The organism is Mesorhizobium waitakense (assembly GCF_056431085.1).
Map to the genome: position 1 here is coordinate 106,604 of NZ_JBWKME010000094.1, position 25,486 is coordinate 132,089.

Annotated in this window: 25 protein-coding genes; 14 read left to right on the plus strand and 11 right to left on the minus strand. The window is 61.7% G+C overall.

Annotation, left to right across the window (positions count from 1 at the left end):
- Nucleotides 1–53 precede the first annotated feature (53 nt).
- Nucleotides 54–875, plus strand: coding sequence for a tetratricopeptide repeat protein (locus AC07FD_RS20520; RefSeq protein WP_457151535.1), 822 nt, complete (start codon nucleotides 54–56; stop codon nucleotides 873–875).
- Between the two features lie 174 nt (nucleotides 876–1,049).
- Here AC07FD_RS20520 and AC07FD_RS20525 read toward each other — a convergent pair whose 3' ends face one another.
- From AC07FD_RS20525 to AC07FD_RS20565, 9 genes are all read right to left on the minus strand, one after another.
- Nucleotides 1,050–2,072, minus strand: a complete 1,023-nt coding sequence (locus tag AC07FD_RS20525; protein ID WP_457151533.1) for a type II secretion system F family protein — start codon at nucleotides 2,070–2,072, stop codon at nucleotides 1,050–1,052.
- A gap of 9 nt (nucleotides 2,073–2,081) precedes the next feature.
- Nucleotides 2,082–3,095, minus strand: a complete 1,014-nt coding sequence (locus tag AC07FD_RS20530; protein ID WP_477225345.1) for a type II secretion system F family protein — start codon at nucleotides 3,093–3,095, stop codon at nucleotides 2,082–2,084.
- A 20-nt stretch (nucleotides 3,096–3,115) separates the two neighbouring features.
- Complete coding sequence (locus AC07FD_RS20535; RefSeq protein WP_095082361.1) at nucleotides 3,116–4,621, minus strand: TadA family conjugal transfer-associated ATPase; 1,506 nt, start codon at nucleotides 4,619–4,621, stop codon at nucleotides 3,116–3,118.
- A gap of 29 nt (nucleotides 4,622–4,650) precedes the next feature.
- A complete protein-coding gene (locus AC07FD_RS20540; RefSeq protein WP_245331028.1) occupies nucleotides 4,651–5,934 on the minus strand; it encodes a CpaE/TadZ family protein in 1,284 nt (427 codons plus the stop codon).
- Nucleotides 5,935–5,977: 43 nt separating this feature from the next.
- Nucleotides 5,978–6,715 (minus strand): CpaD family pilus assembly protein, encoded by a 738-nt coding sequence (locus tag AC07FD_RS20545; RefSeq protein WP_478351324.1) that lies wholly within the window; start codon nucleotides 6,713–6,715, stop codon nucleotides 5,978–5,980.
- A gap of 12 nt (nucleotides 6,716–6,727) precedes the next feature.
- Nucleotides 6,728–8,245: a type II and III secretion system protein family protein gene (locus AC07FD_RS20550; RefSeq protein WP_478351325.1), complete on the minus strand. Its 1,518-nt coding sequence runs from the start codon at nucleotides 8,243–8,245 to the stop codon at nucleotides 6,728–6,730.
- Nucleotides 8,242–9,057: a Flp pilus assembly protein CpaB gene (cpaB, locus tag AC07FD_RS20555; protein WP_457153293.1), complete on the minus strand. Its 816-nt coding sequence runs from the start codon at nucleotides 9,055–9,057 to the stop codon at nucleotides 8,242–8,244. The genes AC07FD_RS20550 and cpaB overlap by 4 nt, the downstream gene beginning before the upstream one ends.
- Nucleotides 9,058–9,271: 214 nt before the next feature.
- Nucleotides 9,272–9,790, minus strand: a complete 519-nt coding sequence (locus tag AC07FD_RS20560) for an A24 family peptidase (RefSeq protein WP_095082371.1) — start codon at nucleotides 9,788–9,790, stop codon at nucleotides 9,272–9,274.
- A gap of 185 nt (nucleotides 9,791–9,975) precedes the next feature.
- Nucleotides 9,976–10,152: a Flp family type IVb pilin gene (locus AC07FD_RS20565; RefSeq protein WP_184877599.1), complete on the minus strand. Its 177-nt coding sequence runs from the start codon at nucleotides 10,150–10,152 to the stop codon at nucleotides 9,976–9,978.
- Between the two features lie 327 nt (nucleotides 10,153–10,479).
- Here AC07FD_RS20565 and AC07FD_RS20570 point away from each other — a divergent pair, with 327 nt between their 5' ends.
- The 3 genes from AC07FD_RS20570 (at nucleotide 10,480) to AC07FD_RS20580 (ending at nucleotide 12,279) form a co-directional block, all read left to right on the plus strand.
- Nucleotides 10,480–10,902 carry a pilus assembly protein N-terminal domain-containing protein gene (locus AC07FD_RS20570; protein ID WP_095082375.1) on the plus strand — a complete coding sequence of 141 codons (423 nt, stop codon included), beginning with the start codon at nucleotides 10,480–10,482 and terminating at the stop codon, nucleotides 10,900–10,902.
- 138 nt (nucleotides 10,903–11,040) lie between these two features.
- On the plus strand, nucleotides 11,041–11,622 hold the full coding sequence (locus AC07FD_RS20575) for a TadE/TadG family type IV pilus assembly protein (RefSeq protein ID WP_478351326.1): 582 nt from the start codon (nucleotides 11,041–11,043) through the stop codon (nucleotides 11,620–11,622).
- A gap of 45 nt (nucleotides 11,623–11,667) precedes the next feature.
- On the plus strand, nucleotides 11,668–12,279 hold the full coding sequence (locus AC07FD_RS20580) for a TadE/TadG family type IV pilus assembly protein (protein ID WP_478351336.1): 612 nt from the start codon (nucleotides 11,668–11,670) through the stop codon (nucleotides 12,277–12,279).
- A 46-nt stretch (nucleotides 12,280–12,325) separates the two neighbouring features.
- Here AC07FD_RS20580 and AC07FD_RS20585 read toward each other — a convergent pair whose 3' ends face one another.
- Entirely contained in the window at nucleotides 12,326–13,276 is a 951-nt protein-coding gene (locus AC07FD_RS20585) for a phosphate/phosphite/phosphonate ABC transporter substrate-binding protein (RefSeq protein WP_478351327.1), read from the minus strand.
- A 281-nt stretch (nucleotides 13,277–13,557) separates the two neighbouring features.
- Between AC07FD_RS20585 and AC07FD_RS20590 the strand changes: the two genes are divergently transcribed.
- The 9 genes from AC07FD_RS20590 (at nucleotide 13,558) to AC07FD_RS20630 (ending at nucleotide 23,640) form a co-directional block, all read left to right on the plus strand.
- On the plus strand, nucleotides 13,558–14,799 hold the full coding sequence (locus tag AC07FD_RS20590) for a phosphopentomutase (protein WP_478351328.1): 1,242 nt from the start codon (nucleotides 13,558–13,560) through the stop codon (nucleotides 14,797–14,799).
- The gene (gene mutM / locus AC07FD_RS20595) at nucleotides 14,792–15,682 is read left to right on the plus strand and encodes a bifunctional DNA-formamidopyrimidine glycosylase/DNA-(apurinic or apyrimidinic site) lyase (protein ID WP_478351329.1); all 891 of its coding nucleotides are present in this window, start codon (nucleotides 14,792–14,794) and stop codon (nucleotides 15,680–15,682) included. Before AC07FD_RS20590 ends, mutM begins: the two co-directional genes overlap by 8 nt.
- 159 nt (nucleotides 15,683–15,841) lie before the next feature.
- Entirely contained in the window at nucleotides 15,842–16,615 is a 774-nt protein-coding gene (locus tag AC07FD_RS20600; protein ID WP_457153986.1) for an enoyl-CoA hydratase, read from the plus strand.
- A 160-nt stretch (nucleotides 16,616–16,775) separates the two neighbouring features.
- On the plus strand, nucleotides 16,776–17,042 hold the full coding sequence (gene rpsT, locus AC07FD_RS20605; protein ID WP_095084274.1) for a 30S ribosomal protein S20: 267 nt from the start codon (nucleotides 16,776–16,778) through the stop codon (nucleotides 17,040–17,042).
- 910 nt (nucleotides 17,043–17,952) lie between these two features.
- A complete protein-coding gene (gene dnaA / locus AC07FD_RS20610) occupies nucleotides 17,953–19,428 on the plus strand; it encodes a chromosomal replication initiator protein DnaA (RefSeq protein WP_478351330.1) in 1,476 nt (491 codons plus the stop codon).
- Nucleotides 19,429–19,733: 305 nt separating this feature from the next.
- Nucleotides 19,734–20,852: a DNA polymerase III subunit beta gene (gene dnaN / locus AC07FD_RS20615; protein WP_095082385.1), complete on the plus strand. Its 1,119-nt coding sequence runs from the start codon at nucleotides 19,734–19,736 to the stop codon at nucleotides 20,850–20,852.
- A 185-nt stretch (nucleotides 20,853–21,037) separates the two neighbouring features.
- Nucleotides 21,038–22,177 carry a DNA replication/repair protein RecF gene (gene recF, locus AC07FD_RS20620; protein WP_478351331.1) on the plus strand — a complete coding sequence of 380 codons (1,140 nt, stop codon included), beginning with the start codon at nucleotides 21,038–21,040 and terminating at the stop codon, nucleotides 22,175–22,177.
- Nucleotides 22,178–22,391: 214 nt separating this feature from the next.
- Nucleotides 22,392–23,147 carry a molybdopterin-synthase adenylyltransferase MoeB gene (locus AC07FD_RS20625; RefSeq protein WP_478351332.1) on the plus strand — a complete coding sequence of 252 codons (756 nt, stop codon included), beginning with the start codon at nucleotides 22,392–22,394 and terminating at the stop codon, nucleotides 23,145–23,147.
- 31 nt (nucleotides 23,148–23,178) lie between these two features.
- Nucleotides 23,179–23,640, plus strand: a complete 462-nt coding sequence (locus AC07FD_RS20630; RefSeq protein ID WP_478351337.1) for a GNAT family N-acetyltransferase — start codon at nucleotides 23,179–23,181, stop codon at nucleotides 23,638–23,640.
- A gap of 26 nt (nucleotides 23,641–23,666) precedes the next feature.
- On the opposite strand, the gene AC07FD_RS20635 is transcribed toward AC07FD_RS20630, so the two are convergent.
- Nucleotides 23,667–24,668, minus strand: coding sequence for a 2-hydroxyacid dehydrogenase (locus tag AC07FD_RS20635; protein WP_457152863.1), 1,002 nt, complete (start codon nucleotides 24,666–24,668; stop codon nucleotides 23,667–23,669).
- Between the two features lie 151 nt (nucleotides 24,669–24,819).
- Here AC07FD_RS20635 and AC07FD_RS20640 point away from each other — a divergent pair, with 151 nt between their 5' ends.
- Nucleotides 24,820–25,380, plus strand: coding sequence for an SH3 domain-containing protein (locus AC07FD_RS20640; RefSeq protein WP_095084275.1), 561 nt, complete (start codon nucleotides 24,820–24,822; stop codon nucleotides 25,378–25,380).
- The last annotated feature ends 106 nt before the right edge of the window (nucleotides 25,381–25,486 follow it).

A 25,486-nucleotide genomic window follows, 5' to 3' on the forward strand; every position in this document is an offset into this window, starting at 1 on the left:
CGGGAGGGAAGATGGCCACGCAATGGCCGCGTATGAATGGAGGCCCGGTGCCGATGCCGACCAACCGCACGATCAATGCCACGGGAAAACGGTTCATCACCACGGCGCTCGTGCTGGCGCTCGCGGCCAGTGTCGCCGGTTGCGCAACCGACAAGTTCACCACCGGTTCGATCGGACGCAACAGCGGCAAACCGCTGGAGGCCATGTCGGGCGGGGAACTGCACACTGCAACGGCGGCACTTGGCCAATCCTACGCCAGGAACCCCACCGACAAGCGTATCGCCACCAATTATGCGGCGGCGCTGCAGATGGATGGCGACGCCGACCAGTCGCTCGCCGTGATGCGCAAGCTGGCGATCGCCCTGCCGAAGGATCGCGACGTGCTCGCCTCCTATGGCAAGGCGCTGGCTGCCAATGGCCAGTTCGAGGCCGCACTGGACGCCGTGCGCCGCGCCCAGACACCGGAATATCCCGACTGGAGGCTGGTATCGGCCGAAGCGGCCATTCTCGACCAGATCGGCCAGAAAGACGACGCGCGCCAGCTTTATCGCAAGGCTCTCGAACTAAAGCCGAACGAGCCTTCGGTGCTCTCCAATCTCGGCATGTCCTACGTGCTGGAAGGTGACCTGCGCACCGCCGAAACCTATATGCGCTCCGCCGCGCAGCAGCCGAACGCAGACAGCCGGGTGCGCCAGAACCTGGCGCTGGTCGTCGGCCTGCAGGGCCGTTTCGACGAAGCCGAGAAGATCGCCTCGCAGGAACTCTCGCCCGAACAGGCACAGGCAAACGTCGCCTATCTGCGCCAGATGCTGGCCCAGCAGAACGCCTGGAGCCAGCTCAAGGACCAGGACAAGCCAAAGTCTGCGACCAACTAGATCTCGTCGCGCCGAACTCGCTTTAAGTCTTTGTTTGATGCATGTCGTTGGCCCAATACCGCTGCGTTCTTGTGCGACATGCTATGGACGACAATCTGCGACAACCTTGAAATGAAGAAGCCGCGCTACGTTCAGCGCGGCTTCTTCATTTCTGATGCGGGACGAGCCTCGCCTCTATTGCGCTGTCGATGATGGTGCCGAACGATCGCCGAAGATGCCGCGCTGGCTGACCTGAATGCCGGCGGGGCCCAGAATGATCGCGAAAAGCACCGGCAGGAAGAACAGGATCATCGGCACGGTGAGCTTCGGCGGCAAGGCCGCCGCCTTCTTCTCCGCCGCGTTCATGCGCATGTCGCGGCTTTCGGCGGCCAGCACGCGCAGTGCATGCGCCACCGGCGTGCCGTAACGTTCGGCCTGGACGAGTGCCTGCGACACCGACTTGACCGATTCCAGGCCGGTGCGGCTTGCCAGGTTCTCGTAGGCCTGCCTGCGCTCCTGCAGATAGGAAAGCTCGGCGTTGGTGAGGATGAATTCTTCCGCCAGCGCCACCGATTGCGCGCCGATCTCGTCGGCGACCTTGCGCAGGGCCGCTTCCACCGACATGCCCGATTCGACGCAGATCAGCATCAGATCGAGCGCATCCGGCCACGCCATCTGGATCGACTGCTTGCGCTTGGTAGCGCGGTTGTTGACGTAGACGACCGGAGCGTAGAAGCCGCCATAGGCAACGAGGATGCAGACGAACACCCTGATGACCAATGGCTTGTCGGGCAATCCTCCGAGTACGAAGGTGTAGATTGCGCCCAGCGCGAAGCCGACAAAAGGAAGCACGAGACGGAAGAAAAGAAACCGCGTCAGCGGGTTCTGTCCGCGAAAGCCGGCGACCTTGAGTTTCTGCAATGTGCCCTCATCGGCGAGCGCGCGCCTCAGATCCAGCCGGTCGACAATGTTGCGCATACCAACCGACTGTTCCTCGCGCAGGCCCTTGCGACGGCGATCCGCTTCGACGGCAAGCCGGGCGCGCTGCTTGGCACGCAGTTCGTCGCGTTCCAGCGCGACGGTTTTCATGCGTGACTTGAGCTGGTTTCCGCCAAACGCCGGCAGCAAGGTGAAAACGGTCGCAAACACCGCTATGGCGACCAGCATCGCGATCAGGAAGCTCGGATCGGTCAGGGATTTGATGACTTGGTCGGTCATGCCAGCATCCTAGACTTCGAAGTTCATCATCTTGCGCATCACAAAGATGCCGATCGACATCCAGACCGCCGAGCACCCAAGGATCAGGTGTCCAACGTTGGTGACGAACAGCGGCATCAGGTAGTTCGGGCTCGACAGGTAGACGAGAAACGCAACGATGAAAGGCAGCGCACCGATGATGGCGGCGGACGCTTTCGCTTCCATCGACAGTGCCTGGACCTTGGCTTTCATCTTCTTGCGATCGCGAAGCACGCGCGAAAGATTGCCCAGCGCCTCGGATAGGTTGCCGCCAGCCTGCGATTGAATCTGGATGACGATGCCGAAGAAGCTCGCCTCCGTGCAAGGCATGGTTTCGGGCATGCGCAAGGTCGCATCGGGGATCGACAGGCCCATCTGCTGGGAATCGACGATACGACGAAATTCGGTCTTCACCGGTTCGGGAGATTCGTTGGCTATCAGGCGCACGGCGTCGTTCAGCGGCAGGCCGGACTTGACTGCACGCACGATGATATCGAGCGCGTTTGGAAATTCGTTGAGGAATGCCTTTACGCGGCGGGCGCGACGAAACGAGACGAACCAGCGCGGCAGGCCGAGTGCGCCGGCCAGCAGCACGCCCGGCAGAACGAGCCGCGGCGCTCCGGCCACAAAGGCAACCATCGTCAAAGCGAGGCCGCATATGGCGGAGTATATATAGAAGCGCTCGACGGTGATCTTCAGGCCAGCCTGACGGAGTTGGGCTTTCAGCGGTGGTTTCTTGACCCTGCTGTCGTTGGTTTTCTGCTTTGCGTCGAGCTCGTTCAGCGAATCCTGAACCGACTTGCGCCGCTTGACGGCTTCCGCCGCGCGGTCACGCGAGGCCTTGACGACGGAGCGATCAGTCTCGGCGGACTTGATCGTTTCAAGCCGCTTGCCGACCTGTTTCTCGTTGCTGATCCGGGTGAACAGGAATGCATAGGCGACCGCGCCGGCGCTAAAGCCGGCGAGCACGACAAACGCCAGTACTGTGCCGTCAATTCCAAACATTGGCCAGAACCCTCACGCCGTCAGTCAGCGCGTTTCTCCATCGCTTCGAGCGCAGTGGCGAGGCGCTGCTCCTCGCCATAGTAGCGAGCCCGGTCCCAGAAATGCGGACGACCGATGCCGGTCGATACATGCTCTCCCAGCAGCCTGCCATTGGCGTCCTCGCCCTTGATGTTATAGAGGACGATATCCTGCGTGATGATGACGTCGCCCTCCATGCCGATCACCTCGGTGATGTGGGTGATGCGACGCGATCCATCGCGCAGGCGCGCCGCCTGGATGATCACGTCGATGGAGCCGACGACGATTTCGCGCACGGTTTTCTGAGGCAGCGAATAACCGCCCATCGCGATCATGGATTCGATACGGTTCAGGCACTCGCGCGGGCTGTTCGAGTGGATCGTTCCCATCGAACCGTCATGGCCGGTGTTCATCGCCTGCAGAAGGTCGAACACCTCGGGTCCGCGCACTTCGCCGACGATGATGCGCTCGGGACGCATGCGCAGGCAGTTCTTGACCAGGTCACGCATCGTTACCTCACCCTCGCCCTCCAGATTGGGCGGGCGGGTTTCGAGGCGCACGACATGCGGCTGCTGCAATTGCAGCTCGGCCGAGTCCTCGCAGGTGATGACGCGCTCCTCGCGGTCGATATAGTTGGTCAGGCAGTTGAGCAGAGTCGTCTTGCCCGAGCCGGTACCGCCCGAGATGACGATGTTGCAGCGAACACGACTGATGATCTTGAGAACTTCGGCTCCCTGCGGTGAGATGGCGCCGAACCTGACCAGCTGATCCAGGGTCAGCTTGTCCTTCTTGAATTTGCGGATGGTGAGCGTGGCACCGTCGATGGAGAGCGGCGGCGCGATGACGTTGACGCGTGAGCCGTCGGGAAGACGCGCGTCGCAGATCGGGCTGGATTCGTCGACACGGCGGCCAACCTGGCTGACGATGCGCTGGCAGATGTTGAGGAGCTGCTGGTTGTCGCGAAAGCGGATGCCGGTCTGTTCGACCTTGCCGTTGACTTCGATGTAGACGTTCTTGGAGCCGTTGACCATGATGTCGGCGATGTCATCGCGCGCCAGCAACGGCTCGAGTGGCCCATAGCCGAGCACATCGTTGCAGATGTCCTCGAGAAGTTCCTCCTGCTCAGCGATCGTCATCGCGAAATTCTTGATCGCGATGATGTCGTTGACGATGTCGCGAATTTCTTCGCGTGCGCTTTCGGGATCAAGCTTGGAGAGCTGCGACAGATCGATGGTGTCGATGAGCGCGGCGAAAACCTGGCTCTTGGTGTCGTAATAGGATTCGCTCTTTTCGCGTTGGACCCGCTTCAGGTCCGGTGCCGATGACGGCGCATCGATTGTGCGGCGCGCCGGCGGCGCGACAGGTGCGCTTGGCGGAGGCGCAGCGGGGCGGGCAAGCACCGCCGTATCCGCAGAACTTACGGCCGCCGGCGCAACCGGGGTCGGTGCCGGCTGGCGAAATTCCGGCGTGAACCGGTTTCCGTCGTCGCTGCCTCTTTTACCAAACATGATCTGCTACCGATTCCACCGCTGAAACGTCATTTCTTGTTGCGCGAGAGCCTGCCAAGCAGATTGCCAAGCCCTGCCTTCTTCTTCGTCTTGATTTCACTGCGCCCAGTCAGCACGTGCGCGATTTCGTTGATCATCGCGACAACCGAGTTCTTGGCATCCATTTCGCCAAGCATGCGCCCGTTGTTGGCGGCATTGCCGAACAGCAACGGATCAAAGCCAATGACCGACATCGGCGTCAGGCCGAGCGGCTCGGTGAAATCGGACGGTGAAATCTCCGGGCGCTTGGGGACGCCGGCCTGGTTGATGATCAGCTTCGGCGGCGGGTCGTTGGGACGAAGTCGCTTCAACATGTCGAACAGGTTCTTGGTGTTGCGCAGATTGGCCAGTTCCGGCGTCGCCGTGATGACGATCTCGTCGGCCTTGATCAGCGTGTTCTTGGTCCAGCCCGTCCAGGCATGGGGAATATCGAGCACCAGTAGCGGCACGCTGCGCTGGGCGGTGTCGATGAGCTGCGCGAAGGCTTCGGGATCGAAGTCATAGACCCTTTCGAGCGTCGAAGGGGCTGCCAGCAGCGACAGGTGTTCGGCGCACTGGGTCAGCAGACGGTCGAGATAGACTTCATCGATGCGCTCCGGCGAAAACACCGCCTCGGCGATGCCTTGCGCCGGATCCCGGTCGAAATTGATGTTGGCCGTACCGAAAGCGAGGTCGAGATCGGCGACGACCACCTCGGATTTGAACAGGGTGGACATCGCCCAGGCCACATTGTGGGCAATCGTGGAGGAACCGACGCCGCCCTTGGCGCCGACAAAGGCGATCGAGCGGCCGAGCGGCTCGGCTTCCGGATCAATGAAAATCGACGACACCACGCTGACGATGTCAGCCATCGAGACAGGTGCGATCACATATTCGGAAATGCCGGAGCGGATGAGCTCGCGATAGAGACCGACATCATTGTAATGACCGATCACCACCACCTTCGAGGTCGGATCGCAATATTCCGAGAGCTGGGCGAGTTGCTCCAGCAATTGCTTCGGCTCGCTGCGCGATTCCAGCAGGATAAGATTGGGCGTCGGCGCCGACTGATAGAATTCGATGGCGGTGGGGACGCCGCCCATATGGACCTTGAGATGCGCCTTCGTCATGCGGCGGTCCTCGCCGGCGCGCTCGACCGGATTTGCAACGCCCTCGGTCTCGCAGAATGCCTGGATCGAGATGCGCGGGATCGGCCGCAATGCCTGCATCGCGGCGATGTCTTGCTGCGAAGTATCGCTGCCATCCACCGGGGCGTCGTAGGCAAGGTTGCTCATGATCATACTCTTTCGCGTGGCCTGTTCTGTCCGAGACGGCGGCTCAGTAATCTACTTCCGAATTGCCAAGGAAATCGCCCGAGATGCCCCTCTGACGGTAGACATCGATCACCGCGCCGCGATTTTCAGCATCGATGTCGGTAGATTTCCGCGGGCCGAGCAGATCGGCCGGGTTGGCCATCTGCGCGGCGAGATTGTTCTGATAGGAGCAGCCGAAGTCGGCATAATGCTTGTTTTCCGAGGTCTCGACCAGGTCAGCTGGCCAGCGTCCGCATTTGTCGGTCTGGGCTCTCACCGAGACAAAGGAGACGCGAACCGGCGAGGAGATCTCGCTCGAGGCGGCCTGATAGGAGGTGACGACGACCCGGTTGCGCTTGACACCAGCGGCGACCGCGAGCCGTGCGAAATCGCGGGCGGCCGCCGTCGCGGCGACCTCGTTGGCCGACCCGCTCGGGACCTGGATCGTCAGCGTCGGGGCGGCACTCTTGTCATAGCTGTCGAGGAAGCCCAGAAGCGTGTCGCGCTGCGATCCGGTCATGCCGCGATCGCCGGCGCCGACAGGCAGGTCGATCTTCTGGTTCTTCTCCGCGATCACGATCGGATGATTGGTGCGATAATCATCCGGAATCGCACCGACGGTGACGCTGTCGCGATTGGCGCAGCCGGACAGCAGCGCCGCTACCGCAATTGCCAGGACCGGAACGGCTCGCCCGCAAATCCGCGAACGGCCAAAGCGCATCGTCGTTGCGATGGTGCTTGCCTTCAATGCTGACTGAGACATATCCGCTCCCGCCTATTTGTAGATGAAGCCGACAACGCCATGGTAACGGCCGTTGGGCTTGTCAGTCTGCATGGTACCGTAGACGCGATTGACCCTGCCAAGGAACATGGCGGCGCCATCGCTGGCAGCGTTGAAATTGTCGTCCGGCTTGGCAAGGTCGTTGCGTGCCACGGGCCGTGCGAGATACGGCGTGATGATGATCACCAGCTCGGTTTCGTTGCGTACGAAATCCCTGCTGCGGAACAGCGCGCCGAGCACCGGAATCTTTGTTAGTCCGGGCAACCCGTTGACGGCTTGCCTGACATCGTCGCGAACCAGGCCGGCGATCATCATGGAGCCGCCCGAGGGCAGTTCAACGGTCGTATCGGCAAGGCGCTTGCGCAGTGACAGGGCATTCATGCCGGGGCTGGTCACGCCACTGGAAAACGAAACCGACCCTTCCGTTGTCGGCTCGGAAACCGAGGTTCTGACTTTCAGGCTTATGCGGCCGGGAGACAACACCACCGGCTGGAATTCCAGACCGATGCCGTACTCGATCTTGTCGACGCTGTAGGTCTTCAGGCCGGTCTGGTTGTCGGTCGATACATTCTGGGAGACGCCGCTCACCATGTTGTATTCACCACCGACCTTGAAGGTCGCCTTCTCGCCGGACACGGCGGTCAAGGTCGGCTCAGCCAGTGTCTTCATGACGCCGGACTGCTCCATGGCGTTGATATAGGCCTGCAGCCCCGAGGCGCCGATGTTGAAGCCCGAATTCGACAGCTGCTTGCCGAGGCCGGTGAAATTGTCGCTGACCGCGCCGTAGCTGATGCCGTTGCTGCCGCCACTGCCGACCATGTTGACGCCGAGCTGCTTCATCACCGAGCGGCTGACTTCGGCGACCGTCACCTTCAGCGTGACCTGATCGTCGCCGATGATCTGAAGCAGGTTGACGATCTTGCTGGTGCGGCGTTCCTGGTCCGGATTGTCGATCTGGACACCGTTCTGGGCCGAACCGCCGGCCGCGGTCTGCGAATATTGTCCCGTGGTCGCTTCACCGCCCGACACGAAGATCGTCGCTAGGTCGACGGCGCGTTTTGCGTCCAGCGGCGTGTCGACCGTCCCTGTCAGGACGACGTTGTCATTCAGCAGTTCCACCTTGATTGCCGACGTTGGAATGAAGCGCTTGATATAGTCTTCAAGGCCGGCAACGTCGCGTTCGACAGCCAGATCCAGGCTGACGATCTGCTCGCCATTCGGACCGAAGACAAAGATGTTCGTCTCGCCGACCGCCTTGCCGAACAGATAGATACGCCTTGCGGTGCGGGTCACCGCATCGGCAACCGCCGGGTTGGCGACGAGAATATCGTAGGCATCGCTCGGCAGGTCGATGACCACCGACTTGTTGAGGCCAAGCTTGACGCGCTGGGTTGCCGTCGATGCAGTGACCTGCGCGTTCTTTGCCTCGACGAGGCCTTGCACGTTCGTTCCGATGAGCAGCAGGCCGAATGCCGCGGCTACAATTGCCGGCAGTTTACCACTTAGCCTCATTTCCTTGCCCCTACTTCGGAAACTTCGCCCGACTTGATCAGCCTCACCGTTCCCCTGCGGCCATTGCCGGAAACGAGATAGTCGGCCTCGCCCAGATTCTTTTCCTGGGTGTCCGCGACCGCCCGTAGCGCCAGGGTCAGGCGATCCGCCATCTGCTGGGCAACGGTGATGATCTCCGCCTGACGCGGTGTCAGTTCCAGCGTGGCTGTCTGGCCCACCCTGGTCTTCTTGCCTTCCTCGTCCTCCTGAATGGTCTGGTCGATTGCCAGGACGCGGATGTTCTTGAGGATGGTTTCAGTGTTGAAACTGGTGGCGCCGCCGCCGCTGGCATCGCCCCTGCGGGTCATGATGACATCGACGAAGTCGTTGGGAAGAATGAAGCCGCCGGCCGACGTGTCGGCCGAGATGGCGGTGGCGACCGCCCGCATGCCGGAAGGCAGGATCGACGACATGAAGCTCTGCCCCTCGCCGATCAGCTTGGAACGCCGCAGAGGCTCTCCAGCGTACATCGCCACGCGGGCAACGGAGCCCTTCAGCTTTTCCAGCGCCTCTGGCTCGGCGGTGCGGGTGATGAAATTCGCGTTGATGCCGTCGGCGGGCCAGGATTGCCAGGCGATGTTTTTCTCGAGCGGACTGCCCATCGGAACGTCGCCCGAAAGCACTAGCACATCCTGCAGCGACACCGCCGGCGCCTGGGGCCCGGAATCGACGACGATCTGGGGCGGCGGTGCCACCATGTTCTTCGCGACATAACCGGCACCACCCGCCGCGGCCACCGCCACGCTCAGAATTATCAATCGCGATGCTGGCATCTGTCCGAACCCTTGCCCTGGCAAACCACGTAGCCAAGCCGGACTTTGCAGCGGCAATCGTCAAAACAAGGTTAATGTAATGCTTACGATCGTGATTAATTTAACGTTTACATAAATTAGCCGGAATGTGGCCTGACCGGCCAAAACGGGCCGTCCCGGCGTTGTCGAAAGCCGGCTGCGGCAATGCTGGTGGATAACCGAAATCGGATCGTGTTCAGGTCGCCAGCCTGGTCAGCGCCCAGACCATCAAGGGCGAATCCGGATAGGTCAGCAACCCGCCAAGGCCAAGCGCGATCCCGTAGGGAACCCCATTTGACTCTTCGGCGAAATGGCGCAGAAACGGATTTTGGCCGGTAACGGCCGCAAGCAGCGATTTCCGGTAGAGGAGGATGGCGAGCGTCAGCAGGCCGCCGATGATTGTCGAGACCACAAGATACTCGACGAGATGTATATTGAGACCCATCCACATCGCGGAGGCGGCCAGCAGCTTGGCGTCGCCACCACCCATGCCACCCATTGCAAACAGGCCGAACGTCACGGCCAGGACCAGGGCGCCAGTGGCGATATGTCCGCCATAGGCTGCCCATTCCATACCCGTCAGCGGCGCAACCAGCGCGAAAACAACAACAAGCAGCACCGGCACGCGATTGGCGATCGTCATCGACAGCATGTCGGAGATCGCGGCAAACAGCATGCAGAACGGAAACACGACGAAGATCAGGGCTTCAAGCATCGGCGCTATGCCTATTGTCCGATTTCACAGGGCTCAATCTAGCCATGTTCGATTAACGATTGGTGAGGCCCGGAACGAAAAGGCGACTGGTATTGGCAGCGGAATAGAGAAGGGCCGCCACGCGGCAGCCCTTCTCCAGAACGTGATCCGAGCGCTCAGCGCTCAGCGCTCAGCTATGCGGCAGATTAGCTGCCGCTGCTGTTCAAGGTGTTTCCGATAGCCAGGAACTTGGTGTTGAGTGCATTGCCGAGCGCGCCAGCGCCAGTGATGATGGCGAGCGCGATGAGAGCGGCGATCAGACCATATTCGATAGCGGTCGCGCCGGATTCGTCCTTCACAAAACGTGCGATGAGATTAGACATTCGAGAGCTCCTACTCCACGTGTTACAGCACTTCCGTCAACTTCTGTGATGGTTGATCGGATACTGGCAATCTAGGGAGAAGCTCTTTCGATCGGCTTAATAAACAGCCTTACCGATTCCTTTCCCGGTTCGAACATATTGCGTGGTTAACCCAGCACTAAATGCCGGCCGGCCCCATCCGTTTGCAGGGGTCGATGGTGGGGAGATCGCGCTCCGCAGGCAATCAAGTTGGCACGCCGCACCCTTCGACCAGGGTGTCCGCTTAACCGTTGGTTCACCAATCTCGTTCATGTTCCGTTGATCAGTCTGCTTGCGTGGAGCGCCTCAATGGCCCAGCCGAGATCGTCAATCGTGATTGCTGCGCTTCTTGTCGCCGCGAGCTTCGTCGCGCCCGCCATGGCCGGGGCCGGCATCGAGGTCACGATGAACCAGGCCAAGATCGTCAAACTGTCGCGTCCCGCCGATACGATCGTGGTCGGCAATCCGGCAATCGCCGACGCTTCCGTACAGGACGCCTCGACGATCGTGTTGACCGGCAAGGGTTTCGGCGTCACCAATCTGGTCGTGCTCGATACGGACGGCAGCCCGATCGTCGACGAACAGGTTACCGTCGTGCGCCAGGCCGCCTCGTCGGTGCGTATCTATCGCCGTGCAGAAATACAGACCATGTCCTGCACGCCCTATTGCGAAAGCTCCTATAAGAGTGATGCGGAGAAATCCTCCGAGGCTGAGATGAACGGCACCCGATAGGATGGCGCAGTGGAATGCCGTTCAGGTTATCGGCTGGTTAAGTCGCCATCGACGACTTTAACGATCATTCAAACCGGGCCTCAATTGGTTTGCGCTAATACGCCTTCCGAGACCGCATAGAGATCGGCAGGATCAGACATGAGCAAGGAATTCGGCTCCGCAGACGAGCACAAAGCGAGACGCCCAAGGTTTTTCGCTCGCTTCCTTCGCGACCGGCGCGGCAGTACGGCAATTGAATTCGGAATCCTTGCAATCCCGTTTGCGCTGCTTGTCTTTGCCATTCTGGAAAGCTGCATCGCATTTGCCGGCCAGGAAGTGTTGTCCAACATCACCGACGATGTCGCGCGCCGCTTGCGCACCGGCCAGTTGAGGGCGGCCGACGTCGCCGGAGACAATTTGAAGAACATGATCTGCGACAAACTGGAGGTCATCGTCTCGCAGGACTGTCCCAATCAACTGGACGTGGATCTTCGCCAATATACGACGTTCGCAGCCGCCGCCGCGGCCGGCTTCAAGATTCAGGCTGGCCAAGTCGTCCTGACCAACGGCGGCGCCAACCAGTCCTTTGCCGTTACGGCGGGTGCTGCGGAATCGAAGAACATGCTGCGGGTCTTTTACAAATGGCCGATCATGACCGATCTACTGGCCCAGTCGATGGGCGGCAACAAGACCCTGCATTTCGCGTCGGTAACCTGGCAGAACGAGCCGTTCGACAATTGAGTTCGAGGCGGATGCACGAGCAGTAAAAGAAAGAGGGCAATGGGCATGATGCGTGCGGGGGCACATCTCAAGACTTCAGGATTTTGGCGCAAAGCAATTCGATTCGGGTCCGATCGCCGCGGTATCGCGGCAGTCGAGTTCGCCTTGATCATGCCTCTTCTGCTGGCCATGTATTTTATCACCATGGAGGCGTCACAAGCCATCGAGACCAGCAAGAAGGTCAGTCGTCTCGGCAGCATGGTGGCTGATCTCGTCACCCAGCAGACGACAGTCGTCAAGGCGGATATCGACGCCATCATGGCGATCGGCGCCGTCACCCTTCAGCCCTACAACCGCTCGGTCCCGAGCATCACCATCACGGCCATACAGGTCACGACCGACGCAACGCCGCTGGTGCAGGTGGTGTGGTCGCGCAAGCTGGTCAATGGCGTCGCCAGCACTGGCCCCACCATCACCACGGTTCCAGCAAAACTCAAGGTCGCCGGCACCTTCCTCATCCGCGTCGACAGCACTCTTGGCTACAAGCCGGTCATCACCTGGTCGGCGGGCAGCCAACAGAAGCTTGGATTGACCTCGGCTTTCAACGCCCTGACGATGGGCGAATCCTACTATCTGCGTCCGCGTAGAAGCGTGACGATCCCTTGTGGCGACTGCTGACCCGGGACCGCTGAGCCGTTCGCAAAAACTGCTCCAAAGCCTCGCGTTACTGCCCCGGACCACTGCCCGCGACGAAGCGCACGACAGCGGCGGCCATCTCGTAATCCTTTGGCATCACGATAGCGAACCCGCCGGAATGCTTTGATTCCAGGAGATCGTAGACGTCCGGCGTCATCGACTTGAGGTTGGTGAGGAAAACAGTGAGCCGGCGCTTGGCTTCCGGATCGAGGTCGCTGCGGACGGCGTGGGGACCATATCTCAGCAGGCCCGACGTCCATACGACTTGAAGCGCCGCTGCCGAAAGCCCAGCTGCTTCGAGCCTCGCCTGGGTGCCCGATACCTGCGCGCCTGAGGCTTGAGTGCCCGATGCTTCCGGCCGGCCGTCGGCAGCGGCCGTTACCCAGCCGAACAGGCCATCGGCCTTGCCATCGAGCAGCATCGTTTCCGCCGCCGCAGCCGACTCGGCATGGACCAGAAATGGTGCATCTTGCGCAATCTTGCGGCCTTCCGCAGTCAACGCCGCCAATGGCAACAGAGAACCGCCGACGCTGTCCGAAGGGGCCATGGCGATGCGATGGCTTTCCATTGCCGCCAGATCAGGCAGCTTGCCGTCGCGCGTCAAGAGAACGGAGCGGATGCCGATCGCGCCGTCAAAATCGACCGGAGCCACAAGCGGCTCGATGCATCCGCAGCGTTGCGACGCCGTCGCGTAGGCTGTCGCGGAATAGATTGCGTATTCGATGCGGGCATTGGCCTGCGCCTCGATCAGCGCGGCATAGTCGCGGGCAACGACAATCTCGACCTTCATCCCCAAGGCCTTGGTATAGGCGTCGGTCAACCGTGCCAGCCCCGGAACGGTGTTGCCGGCGCCTGGCTCGGCAACAATGCCGATGCGGAACGTACCGATATCATCGCGCCAGTCGGCATGCGCCGGATTGGACCAGAGCGCACCCTGCACCAGCAAGAGAGCGGCGTATGCCTTCAGGGCAACCCTCATGACAGAACCGCTGCCTGCTTTCCTCGATCCATACCTATGCCCGCCGCATCGTTGCGACATGCCAAAACCGCCACGCACTATGCATGTCGTTGCCCCAAAACCGCTTCGCACTTTTGGGCAACATGCATTCTCAGTTTATGCATGTCGTTTGCCCCAAAACCGCTTCGCACTTTTGGGCAACATGCATCGGACTATCACGCCTGGTCGTTGCCGTTTGGTTTCCGAATTGCCAACGAAGTCGCGGAACCCTATGTCTGGGCGTTCAAACTGGCAACAATTCGATGACGCGCGCTTTCCTCTTCGTTCTGGACTCCTTCGGCATCGGCGGGGCGGCCGACGCCGACCGCTATGGCGACGCAGGTGCCAACACATTCGCGCACATCACGGAAGCCTGTGCCGAAGGCCGCGCGGATCGCGAAGGGTTGCGCAGCGGACCGCTGTTTGTCCCCAACATGGCCTCGCTCGGGCTTGGCAAGGCTGCCGAAACCGCCACGGGACTGGGCTTCGCCAGCAGCGGCACGAATCTGCTCACCACGGCCTTCCACGGCGCGGCGCAAGAGGTTTCGAGCGGCAAGGACACGCCGTCGGGCCATTGGGAAATCGCCGGCCTGCCGGTGCGATTCGACTGGGGCTATTTCCCGGATACGGTTCCCGCCTTTCCGGCGGATCTGACCGAGGCGATCATCCGCGAGGGCAAGGTGCCGGGCATTCTCGGCAACTGTCATGCGCCGGGCACCGAAATCATCGAGCGGTTCGGCGAGGAGCACATCCGTACCGGCAAGCCGATCTGCTACACGTCGGTCGACTCGGTCCTGCAAATTGCCGCGCATGAAACCCATTTCGGCCTCGAGCGGCTTTATGAATTCTGCAAGGTGGTGCGCAGGCTGGTTGACCCGCTGAGGATCGGGCGGGTAATTGCGCGGCCGTTCGTCGGCGAAACCACCGCGACCTTCGAGCGAACCTACAACCGCCATGACTACGCGGTGCCACCGCCGGAGCCGACCCTGCTCGACCGGCTGACGGCGCGTGGCAGCCGCGTCATCGCGATCGGCAAGATCGGCGACATCTTCGCCCATCGCGGAATTTCGCAAGTGCGCAAGGCGGCGGGCAACATGGCCATGTTCGACGAGGCGCTGGGCGCGATGGATGATGCCGGCGATGGCGACCTCGTCTTCGCCAATTTCGTCGACTTCGACACCGAATTCGGGCATCGCCGCGACGTTGCGGGTTATGCCGCCGCGCTCGAGGCCTTCGACCGGCGGTTGCCGGAGGCATTTGCGAGGCTGCGGCAGGGCGATCTTCTCATCCTGACGGCCGACCATGGCAACGATCCGACCTGGCGCGGTACCGACCATACGCGCGAACGCATTCCGGTGATCGGCACCGGACCGGGTTTCAAGGGCGGTGACATCGGACTGAGAACGACATTCGCCGACATCGGGGAAACCGTGGCCGAGCATCTTGGGCTGGCGCGCGGCCGTTACGGCACGTCTTTCTATACGACGATTGGCGGCCATGCCTGAATTGCCCGAGGTCGAGACGGTCCGGCGTGGGCTGCAGCCGGTTCTGGAAGGTGCCACCATCACCCGTGTCGAGGCGCGCCGACCGGATCTGCGCTTTCCATTTCCCGAAAGATTCTCGCAGCGGCTGACCGGCAAGACGATCACCGCGCTTGGCCGCAGGGCCAAATATCTGACGATGGACGTTGAAGGCGGTCCGGTGCTGATCTGCCATCTCGGCATGTCGGGCTCATTCCGCATCGAGACGGCGGATGGCAGCGACATGCCTAGTATCTTCCACCACGACCGCTCGAAGAGCTCCAACCACGACCACGTCGTCTTCCATGTCGTATCCGTGGGCGGCGCCAGTTCGCGCGTGATCTTCAATGATCCGCGCCGCTTCGGCTTCATGTTGTTTGCCGAAGGACCGCCGGATGTCCATCCGATGCTGGCAGGGCTCGGCGTTGAGCCAACCGGCAACACATTGGACGGCCCGCTGCTTGCCTCATTGCTGAAAGGGCGGCGATCACCGCTGAAGGCAGCGCTTCTCGACCAGAGACTGATCGCCGGGCTCGGCAACATCTATGTCTCGGAGGCGCTGTGGCGCGCCAGCCTGTCGCCGCTGCGCGAGGCGGGCACGATCGCCAAGCCCGGGAAGAAGGCCCAGGCTCAAAGCGAGCGCCTCGCCGAAGCCATTCGCTCAGTGATATCAGATGCGATCGCGGTCGGCGGATCCTCGCTCAGGGACTATATGCAGGCTGATGGATCGCTGGGCTACTTCCAGCATTCCTTCGCCGTCTACGACCGCGAGGGTGAGCCTTGCTCGAAACCCGGCTGTAGCGGCCACATCGAGCGGATCGTGCAGAGCGGCCGATCGACCTTCTATTGCCGGACGTGTCAGCGGTGAGTTAGAGCAGTTCCAGGAATCGTGTGAGACGGCTTTCCCGGGAAAAGCGCGTAGCGCTTTCCCTAGGGAGTTGCATCAAAACAAGGAGATAGAGCGGTTCCGCGTTTCCGTGAAACGATGACCCGCTCTGGACGATGGGCGAGCGAGGAGAAGCAAGTCATGGCCTATGAGACGATCGTCACCGAAGCGCGCGGCAAGGTCGGGTTGATCACGCTGAACAGGCCGCAGGCGCTCAACGCGCTGAATTCCCAGATCCTGGCCGAACTGGTGGCAGCCGTGAACGGTTTCGGCGCCGATGCCGGCATCGGCGCCATGGTCATCACCGGTTCCGAAAAAGCCTTCGCCGCCGGCGCCGATATCAAGGAGATGCAGGCAATCTCCTATGTGGATGCGTACTGCCAAGACTTCTTCGTCGGCTGGGAGGAGTTTACGCGGGCGCGGAAGCCGATCATCGCTGCGGTGGCCGGCTATGCGCTGGGCGGCGGCTGCGAGCTGGCGATGATGTGCGACTTCATCATTGCCGCCGACACGGCCAAGTTCGGCCAACCCGAAATCACGCTCGGCGTCATTCCCGGCATGGGCGGGTCGCAACGGCTGACCCGCTTCGTCGGCAAGTCGAAGGCGATGGACATGTGCCTGACCGGGCGGATGATGGATGCAGCCGAAGCCGAGCGTTCGGGCCTGGTGTCGCGGGTCGTGCCTGCCGGCGAGCTCGTCGAGGAGGCGCTGAAGGCGGCTGCCAGGATCGCCGACTTCTCGCTGCCGTCGGTGATGATGGCAAAGGAGGCTGTCAACCGCGCCTTTGAGACGACGCTTGCCGAGGGATTGCGGTTCGAGCGCCGACTGTTTCACTCGCTGTTCGCGCTCGAGGACCAGAAGGAAGGCATGGCGGCCTTCACCGAGAAGCGGAAGCCGAATTTCAGCAACCGCTGACGCCAGTTTGATAGCCGCCAAAAAGAAGGCCAGGCAGCGTTGACGCGCCGGAAAAGCTGAACTATAAGCCGCACCAACCGAGGCGGCCCCGTGGCTGCCCGTTTGTTTTTTGCGCCCTGCGGCATCCCGCATGCGCCGACCAGATCAGAAGAGAGGCATCATGGCCAATACATCCTCGGCCAAAAAGGCAACGCGCAAGATCGCACGCCGCGCGGCGGTCAACAAGAACCGTCGCTCGCGCGTCCGCACCTATATCCGCCAGGTCGAAGAGGCACTTGCCTCCGGTGACAAGGCTGCCGCACAGGCTGCGTTCAAGATTGCGGAGCCGGAATTGATGCGCGCCGCAACCAAGGGCGTGATCCACAAGAACACGGCGTCCCGGAAGGTGTCGCGACTGGCCCAGCGGGTCAAGGTTTTGTCGGCCTGACATCACGTCCTGGACTGACGTTCTGAGAACCCGGCCGATTGTGCCGGGTTTTTTCGTTTGCCGGCAAGCACTTAAAAAGAATGGCCGGAAACGGCCCTTTGGCGGCTCGAAATGCTTTGCCGGCACTGCCATGCAGGTTGATCGCCGGTATCCCTGAAAAGGGTTCACTCGAAAAAAGTCGACACTCAGAAATAATCTATACTTTTCAAATAGTTGCGGACAGTCGTCCACAGCTTGTTCACATCGAGCCGGGGCGATGGGGGACAAGTCGCTGTCAAGCGAATTATTTCATAAAATTTCGCGCCGCGCCGGCTTTTTCATATTCGCCGGAAAAGAGTTTGAATCACAATGGCTTTGTTAAAATGTTCCGTTGCGGCACGCCACTCGAACCCGCCTCCACTAACCAGATTCCTTAAAAATCAGTTAGTCCCGGCCTTGCCCTATCCACAGCGATTTCGGTAATGTCGGTCTATCGAAAGGGACGGGCTCCGGGCCTTAACCCAGCTTGAAACGGCCAGCTTAAATTGGCGGCATTTGCAACGCGGATCAAGTCCGTGGACGGCTTTGGTTTGTCTTTTTCGATACGGTAGGGGACTGGCGTAACTAGACATGGCAGGTAGACGGCGCGCCGGCGCACTTTTCGCCGGATGGTGTCGTATTGCCCAGACATACCCAACGCGGACTGGCTTCCATGGGCCGGCACCGGTTTCCCCCGAATATTGGCGATGTCATCTGCCTGCGGCGGCAGCTGACACCGTAGCGAAGACGCAGTTGCCGGGACACGGGTGCAGGGGCGCATCCCCGGTGGAAACAGGTACGGAAGGACAAGGAAGAGACCATGCAGAGCGGCATCGAAAGGGAGCTTACGGGCGACCTCCCATTTCCTGGAACTTTGACCGGAGCAAACGACATGGCGGTGTCCAGCGACGCGGAACAGAAGTTCGACCGGGTCAAGACCCAGTTGAAGGCGCGCCTGGGAACTGAAGTCTATTCGAGCTGGTTCGGCCGCATGAAGGTCGCGGAGGCTTCCAAGGGCATCATCCGCATCTCGGTGCCCACCGCTTTCCTGCGCTCATGGATCAACGGTCACTATCTCGACCTCATTTCCGAGTTGTGGAAGCAGGAGGACCCCGATCTCCTCAAGATCGAGATCGTTGTGCGGACTGCGACCCGCCAGGGGCACAGCCATGCCGAGCCGGAGGTGGCGCCTGCGCGAGCCAAGATGACGCGGCAGACGCAGACGGCGCTCGCCGCCGGCACTGTCAGCCCCGGCCGGGCAGAGCGTGCACCGGCTCCGCGTCCGGGCATTCCGGTCGAGAGCGAGTTCCGGCACAATGTGCTCGGCTCGCCGCTTGATCCGCGCTACACATTCGGCTCCTTCATCGAGGGACCGTCGAACCGGGTGGCCTTCGCCGCCGCCAAGGCCGTTGCGGAATCGCAATCGAGCGCGGTGCGCTTCAACCCGCTTTTCCTTCACGCAACCGTCGGGCTCGGCAAGACACACCTGTTGCAGGCGATCGCCGCGGAATCGCTGAAGCAGAACCCCAAGTCGCGCGTCGTCTATCTCACGGCCGAGTATTTCATGTGGCGCTTTGCCACCGCGATCCGTGACAACAACGCGCTGACGCTCAAGGAACAGCTGCGCGACATCGACCTGCTCATCATCGACGACATGCAGTTCCTGCAGGGCAAGTCGATCCAGCATGAATTCTGCCACCTGATCAACATGTTGCTCGACAGCGCCAAGCAAGTCGTCGTTGCCGCCGACCGGCCGCCGTCGGAATTGGAGTCGCTCGAACCGCGGGTCCGGTCGCGCCTCAATGGCGGCGTCGCGCTTGAAATGTCGGCGCCCGATTTCGCCATGCGCCTTGGCATGCTCAACTTGCGCCTTGCCACCGCAAGGGTCGATGACGCATCGCTCAATATTTCGGAGGAGATCCTCAATCACGTCGCCCGCACCGTGACCGGCAGCGGACGCGAGCTGGAAGGGGCGTTCAATCAGCTGCTGTTCCGCCAGTCCTTCGAACCGCAGATCACCATCGACCGGATCGACGAGATCCTCGGCCACATCTATCGCACCGGCGAGCCGAAGCGGGTCCGTATCGAGGACATCCAGCGCATCGTCGCGCGCCACTACAACGTGTCGAAGACCGAGTTGCTGTCCAACCGGCGCACGCGCACCATCGTCAAGCCGCGGCAGGTGGCCATGTACCTGTCGAAGGTGATGACGCCGCGCTCCCTGCCCGAGATCGGACGGCGTTTCGGCGGTCGCGATCACACCACGGTGCTGCACGCCGTTCGCAAGATCGAGGACCTTTCGGGCAACGACAATACTCTGGCGCAGGAACTCGAGCTCCTGAGGCGGTTGATCAACGACCAGGCCTGACCGGTCTGGCGAAGACGAAACCAGAACAGCACCGGAATTCAATGACTTGCCGGTGCGGTCCTGGATCCGAAATGGGTTCGTGGTGTCGCCTGGGGGAGATCCGGAATTTGGTTTTGCGACACCGGCTCGCGGACTTCGTGGCCTTTATCCCCAGAAAGCCCGCGTAGCCGGCCTGAACCGGTGTCGCGGGCTTGCGTTTGCTGGTTTTTTCCTGTCAGTTTACGCAGATTCTGAGCCTGTTCAGACCTTTCGCGGGGCGCCGCTCACTGGTGACCCGTCATTCATTCAAGCGAGCCTGTTTCGTCATGCGTGTTATCCTGGAACGGTCAAATCTCCTGAAGTCGCTCAACCACGTCCACCGTGTCGTCGAGCGGCGTAACACCATACCGATCCTGTCCAACGTGCTGCTCAGCGCCGAGGGCGCCAGCCTCGAAATGAAGGCGACCGACCTCGACCTGGAGGTGACGGAAGCGACGCCCGCCAAGGTGGAGCGCGGCGGGGCGACGACGGTTCCGGCACATCTGCTCTACGACATCGTGCGCAAGCTCGCCGACGGCGCCGAGGTGATGCTGAAGACGGACGAGGACGGCAACGCCATGACGGTGACGTCCGGCCGTTCGAGCTTCCGCCTCCAGTGCCTGCCGCAATCCGACTTCCCGGAGCTTTCGGCCGGATCCTTCTCGCATATCTTCCGTCTCGACTCGGTTGCCCTGAAGGGCCTGATCGAGAAGACCCAGTTCGCAATCTCCACCGAAGAGACGCGCTATTATCTGAACGGCATCTACCTGCACACGCACGAGGTCGGCGGCAAGCTGAAGCTGCGCTCGGTGGCGACCGACGGCCACCGCCTGGCACGCGCCGAGATCGACGCGCCGGCGGGTTCCGAGGGCATGCCGGGCATCATCATTCCGCGCAAGACCGTGAGCGAGCTACAGAAGCTGGTCGACGATCCGGATGTCGCGGTCACCACCGAACTGTCCGACACCAAGATCCGCTTCACCATAGGCAGCGTGGTTTTGACCTCGAAGCTGATCGACGGCACCTTCCCGGACTATCAGCGGGTCATTCCGACCGGTAACGACAAGAGGCTGATCATCGACCGCCAGAGTTTCGCTGCCGCTGTCGATCGCGTCTCTACCATCTCCTCCGAACGCGGCCGCGCGGTGAAGCTTTCGATCAGCGACGGTCAGGTGACGCTTGCGGTCAATAATCCGGATTCAGGTAGTGCTACCGAGGAACTGGCCGCCGACTATTCGTCCGATCCGATCGAGATCGGCTTCAACGCCAAGTACCTGCTCGACGTTGCCGCGCAGCTGACCGGCACGGAGGCCAAGTTCATGCTGGCCGACGCGGGTTCGCCGACTCTGATCCACGACATGGCCGACGAGACCGCGCTTTATGTGCTGATGCCGATGCGGGTTTAGCCGGCGCGGCGTCACCAATCCGGCCCGCGACTGGACCGGCAGCGAGAACTATGGTTGCGGCGACTTCCAGAGCAATTCCAGGAAAGGTATGAAACGGTTTTCCGCCCGGAATTGCGTCAAAACAAAGAGTTAGAGCAGGTCTGCGTTTCCTTGAAACGACGAACCGCTCTATAGGCGGATAGCGGTTGCCGGCACAGACTCACATAAGTAAGCTTACACTTACCAATTTCCGCAACTATGCGGGATTGGCGATCGACCTGGCACCGGGTGCCGTGGTCTTTTCCGGCGATAACGGTGCGGGCAAGACCAATCTTCTCGAAGCGATCTCCTTGCTGACGCCGGGACGCGGCTTGCGCCGCGCGCCTTATGCGGATGTCGCGCGCGAAGGCGGCGACGGCGGCTTTGCCCTGCACGCCCGGCTCGATGGGCCCGACGGCCAGGTCGAGATCGGTACGGGCATTTCAGGCGGCGACAGTGCCGGCGAAGGCGGCAGGCGGGTGCGTATCAACGGCGCTTCGGCGCGATCGGCCGAGGAGATGCTGGAGTGGCTGCGCGTGGTGTGGCTGACGCCGGCGATGGACGCCTTGTTCACCGGACCAGCTGCGGATCGCCGGCGCTTTCTCGATCGGCTGGTGCTGGCGATCGATCCCGGGCACGGCCAGCGCGCAATCGACTACGAAAAGGCGATGCGCGGCCGCAATCGGTTGCTTACTGAAGGCTCCCGGGACGACCGCTGGTTCGACGCGATCGAGACACAAATGGCCGAAACCGGTGTGGCGATCGCCGCCGCACGCGCCGAGATGGTGCGCCTGCTGGCCGCGATGATCGACAGGCTGCCCGACAGCGGACCGTTTCCGCAGGCCGATATCGGCCTTTCGGGTGAGCTTGAGGCCGAGATTGCCATCGCGCCGGCGGTCGACGTCGAGGAACGGTTCCGCCGGACGCTTGCCGAGGGTCGTGAACGCGACCGTGCCGCCGGGCGCACGCTCGAGGGACCGCACCGTTCGGATCTGGTGGTTCGGCACCGTCCCAAGGCAATGCCGGCCGAACTCTGCTCGACGGGTGAGCAGAAGGCGCTGCTGGTCGGCATCGTCCTGTCGCACGCCCGGCTGACTGGCGAGATGTCAGGCATGACACCGATCCTGCTGCTCGACGAAATCGCCGCGCATCTGGATGGTGGGCGGCGCGCGGCGTTGTTTTCCATCCTCGAAGACCTGAACTGCCAGGCGTTCATGACCGGAACCGACGCGGCGCTGTTTTCCAGTCTCAAGGGGCGTGCGCAATTCCTGACTGTCGACCACGGCACGGTCGGGCGAACGATCTAGATCTTTGTCTACGCATGTCGTTGTCCTCAAAACCGCCTCACACTTTTGGGCGACATGCATCGGGTTGTGCATGTCGTTGGTTCCAAAACCGCTTCACAACTTTGGGTGACATGCATCGGGTTTGTGCATGTCGTTGGTCCCAAAACCACTTCACACTTCTGGACGACATGCATTGGCTCCTGACAAGGTTTTTCAGCCGCTATATGGTCCGGCAATGACCGCTGCCGCCCTGACCGACGAAGAGATCGAACGCTATGCCCGCCACATCGTGCTGCCCGAGGTTGGCGGCGCCGGCCAGCAGAGGCTGAAGCAGGCGCGGGTGCTGGTGATCGGCGCCGGCGGGCTGGGTGCGCCGGTGCTCGAATATCTTGCCGCCGCCGGCATCGGCACGCTCGGCGTGATCGACGATGACACCGTTTCGCTTTCCAACCTGCAGCGCCAGGTCATTCACGGCACCGACACCATCGGCATGCTGAAAACCGATAGTGCCAAGGCGGCAATCGCGCGCATCAATCCCAACACCGCTGTCGAGATACACGCGTTTCGGCTGACCGTGGACAACGCCGCTGCCCTCGTCGCCCGTTATGACATCGTCGTTGACGGTTCCGACAATTTTGAAACCCGCTATACGGTGGCCGACGCCTGCGCGAGCGAGAGGAAACCGCTGGTGCACGCCGCCGTCGGACGCTTCGATGGTTCGGTGACCGTGCTGAAGCCGTTCGAAGACGGCAAGGACGGGATGCCAAATCCGGGCTATCGCGATCTGTTTCCCGAAGCGCCGCCGCCAGGCCTGGTGCCGTCCTGTGCCGAGGCCGGGGTGCTTGGTGCGCTGACTGGTGTCGTCGGCACGCTACAGGCGATGGAGGCGATCAAGCTGATCACCGGCATTGGCGAGCCGCTTGTCGGCCGGCTGCTGCTCTATGATGGCCTTGCCGCGCGGTTCGATACGATCCGCTACAAGAGAAGCTGACATCGTGGATCGGACCGAAGTTGTCACCGTCATGAGGATCGAGGCCGATTTCGACCATTGGGACGATATGCTCGCACTGATCATGCACGCGTTCGCCACCATGGACGGTGTCATCGACCCGCCCTCCTCGGCGCACCTGCTGACCGCCGACACCTTGCGCGACAAGGCGCGGCAGGAGGTCGGCATCGTGGCGTTCGAGGGGGACAGGATCGTCGGCTGCGTTTTTGCCCTTGAAAGAATGGCCGAATTTTACGTCGGCAAGCTCGCCGTCGCGCCGGATTGTCAGGGACAAGGCATTGGCCGGCGGCTGATGCTGGCGGTCGAGGATCTTGCCCGCAGCCGCGGCAAGGCTGCGGTCGAACTTCAGACGCGGATCGAGCTGACCGGAAACCATGCTGCCTTTGCCCGCCTCGGCTTTCACGAGACCGAACGGACGGCGCATGAGGGCTACATCAGGCCGACTTCTATCACCATGCGCAAGGTCCTTGCGTAAGCCTGGACTTTCGTTCGAAGGCGGCGTCAGGTTCTGAGCGGCAGCACGCGATCCGGCGGCCGGTGGCCGTCGACGAACGCGCGGATGTTGATGATGACCCTTTCGCCCATGTCGATGCGGCCTTCGAGCGTTGCCGAGCCCATATGCGGCAGAAGCACGACCTTGCCCTTGGCGGCGAGCTTCAGCAGCTTCCCGTTCAGTGCCGGCTCGTGCTCGTAGACGTCGAGGCCGGCTCCAGCGAGCTTGCCGTCCTGGATCATCTTCACCAGCGCCTCTTCGTCGATGATGTCGCCGCGTGCGGTGTTGACGACATAGGCCGTAGGCTGCAGCAGCGCCAGCCGCCGCGCCGAAAGCAGATGGAAGGTCGCCGGCGTCGACGGGCAATTGACCGAAATGATGTCCATGCGGGCCAGCATCTGGTCGAGGCTTTCCCAATAGGTCGCCTCCAACTCATCTTCCACGGCCGGCAGCACGCGATGGCGGTTGTGGTAGTGGATCGACAGGCCGAAGGCCTTGGCGCGCCTCGCGACCGCGGTGCCGATGCGCCCCATGCCGACAATGCCGAGCCGTTTGCCCCAGATGCGGCGCCCAAGCATCCAGGTCGGCGACCAGCCGGCCCATTTCTTGTCGCCGGTGAGCACGTTGGCGCCTTCCGCCAGCCGCCGCGGCACAGCCAGCATCAGCGCCAGGGTCATGTCGGCAGTGTCCTCGGTCAGCACATTGGGCGTGTTGGTGACGGTGATGCCCTTCTTGGCCGCCGCCGTGACATCGATCTTGTCGACGCCATTGCCGAAATTGGCGATCAGCTTGAGATTGTCGCCGGCCTGGGCAATCAGCGCCGCGTCGATCTGGTCGGTCACCGTCGGCACCAGCACGTCGGCTTCCTTGACCGCCGCGACCAGTTCCGGCTGCGTCATCGGCCTGTCCTCGACATTCAGCCGGGCGTCGAACAGTTCGCGCATGCGGGTCTCGACCGGATCGGGCAGCTTTCGCGTGATGACCACGAGAGGCTTCTTTTTGCCTACCATTGTTTCCTCGTACCCCGATCTCGTTGAGACCTCTTTAACCAAGACCGGCGAAACTGAAAGCCGGTCGCGGTGCCGATTACCCCATGTAACAAGCGGTGCCGCCGAAGACAAAGAAAAAGGGGCGCCAAGGCAAGCGCCGAAAGGAATGAAAGTGTCTGGTTTCGCGTCGCTTCGCCTGACCCTCAGTGCAGCATTTCTCGGCGCTCTGCTTCATTCTCCGCTTGCCGCGGCGCAGAGTGCGGCAGCACCTGCCCAGAGCGTCGTCACGCTCGGCCCGAGCGGTCTGCCGCTGCCCCGATTCGTCAGTCTGAAATCCGGCCGCGTCAACTCGCGCGTCGGCCCCGGCGCCAACTACTCGGTCGACTGGATGTATATGAAGGCCGGCCTGCCGATGGAGATCATCCAGGAATTCGATACATGGCGCCGCGTGCGCGACGCCGACGGTTCGGAGGGCTGGATCAACCAGTCGCTGCTTTCCGGCCGGCGCACCGCAATCGTCGCCCCCTGGCAGCGCGGCAAGGGCGCCCAGGTGAACCTTCTCAACAGCCCTGAACAGGACGCAAGGGTGGTCGCGATGGTCGAGCCTGGCGTCATGGGAACGATCAAGTCCTGCGACGGCCAGTGGTGCGAAATGACGTTCGAGGGCCACACCGGCTGGCTCGCCCAGTCGCTTGTCTGGGGCGCTTATCCCGGTGAGCGGGTCAAGGACTGATTTTTGACCCTTTGACCACGATCGTTCCGGACCAAAGAGTTTCCAAACAGCCTCTTAGTCTTACTGAGTCAGAAAGTCGCGGATGCGGGGGATTCGCGCTGGTCGC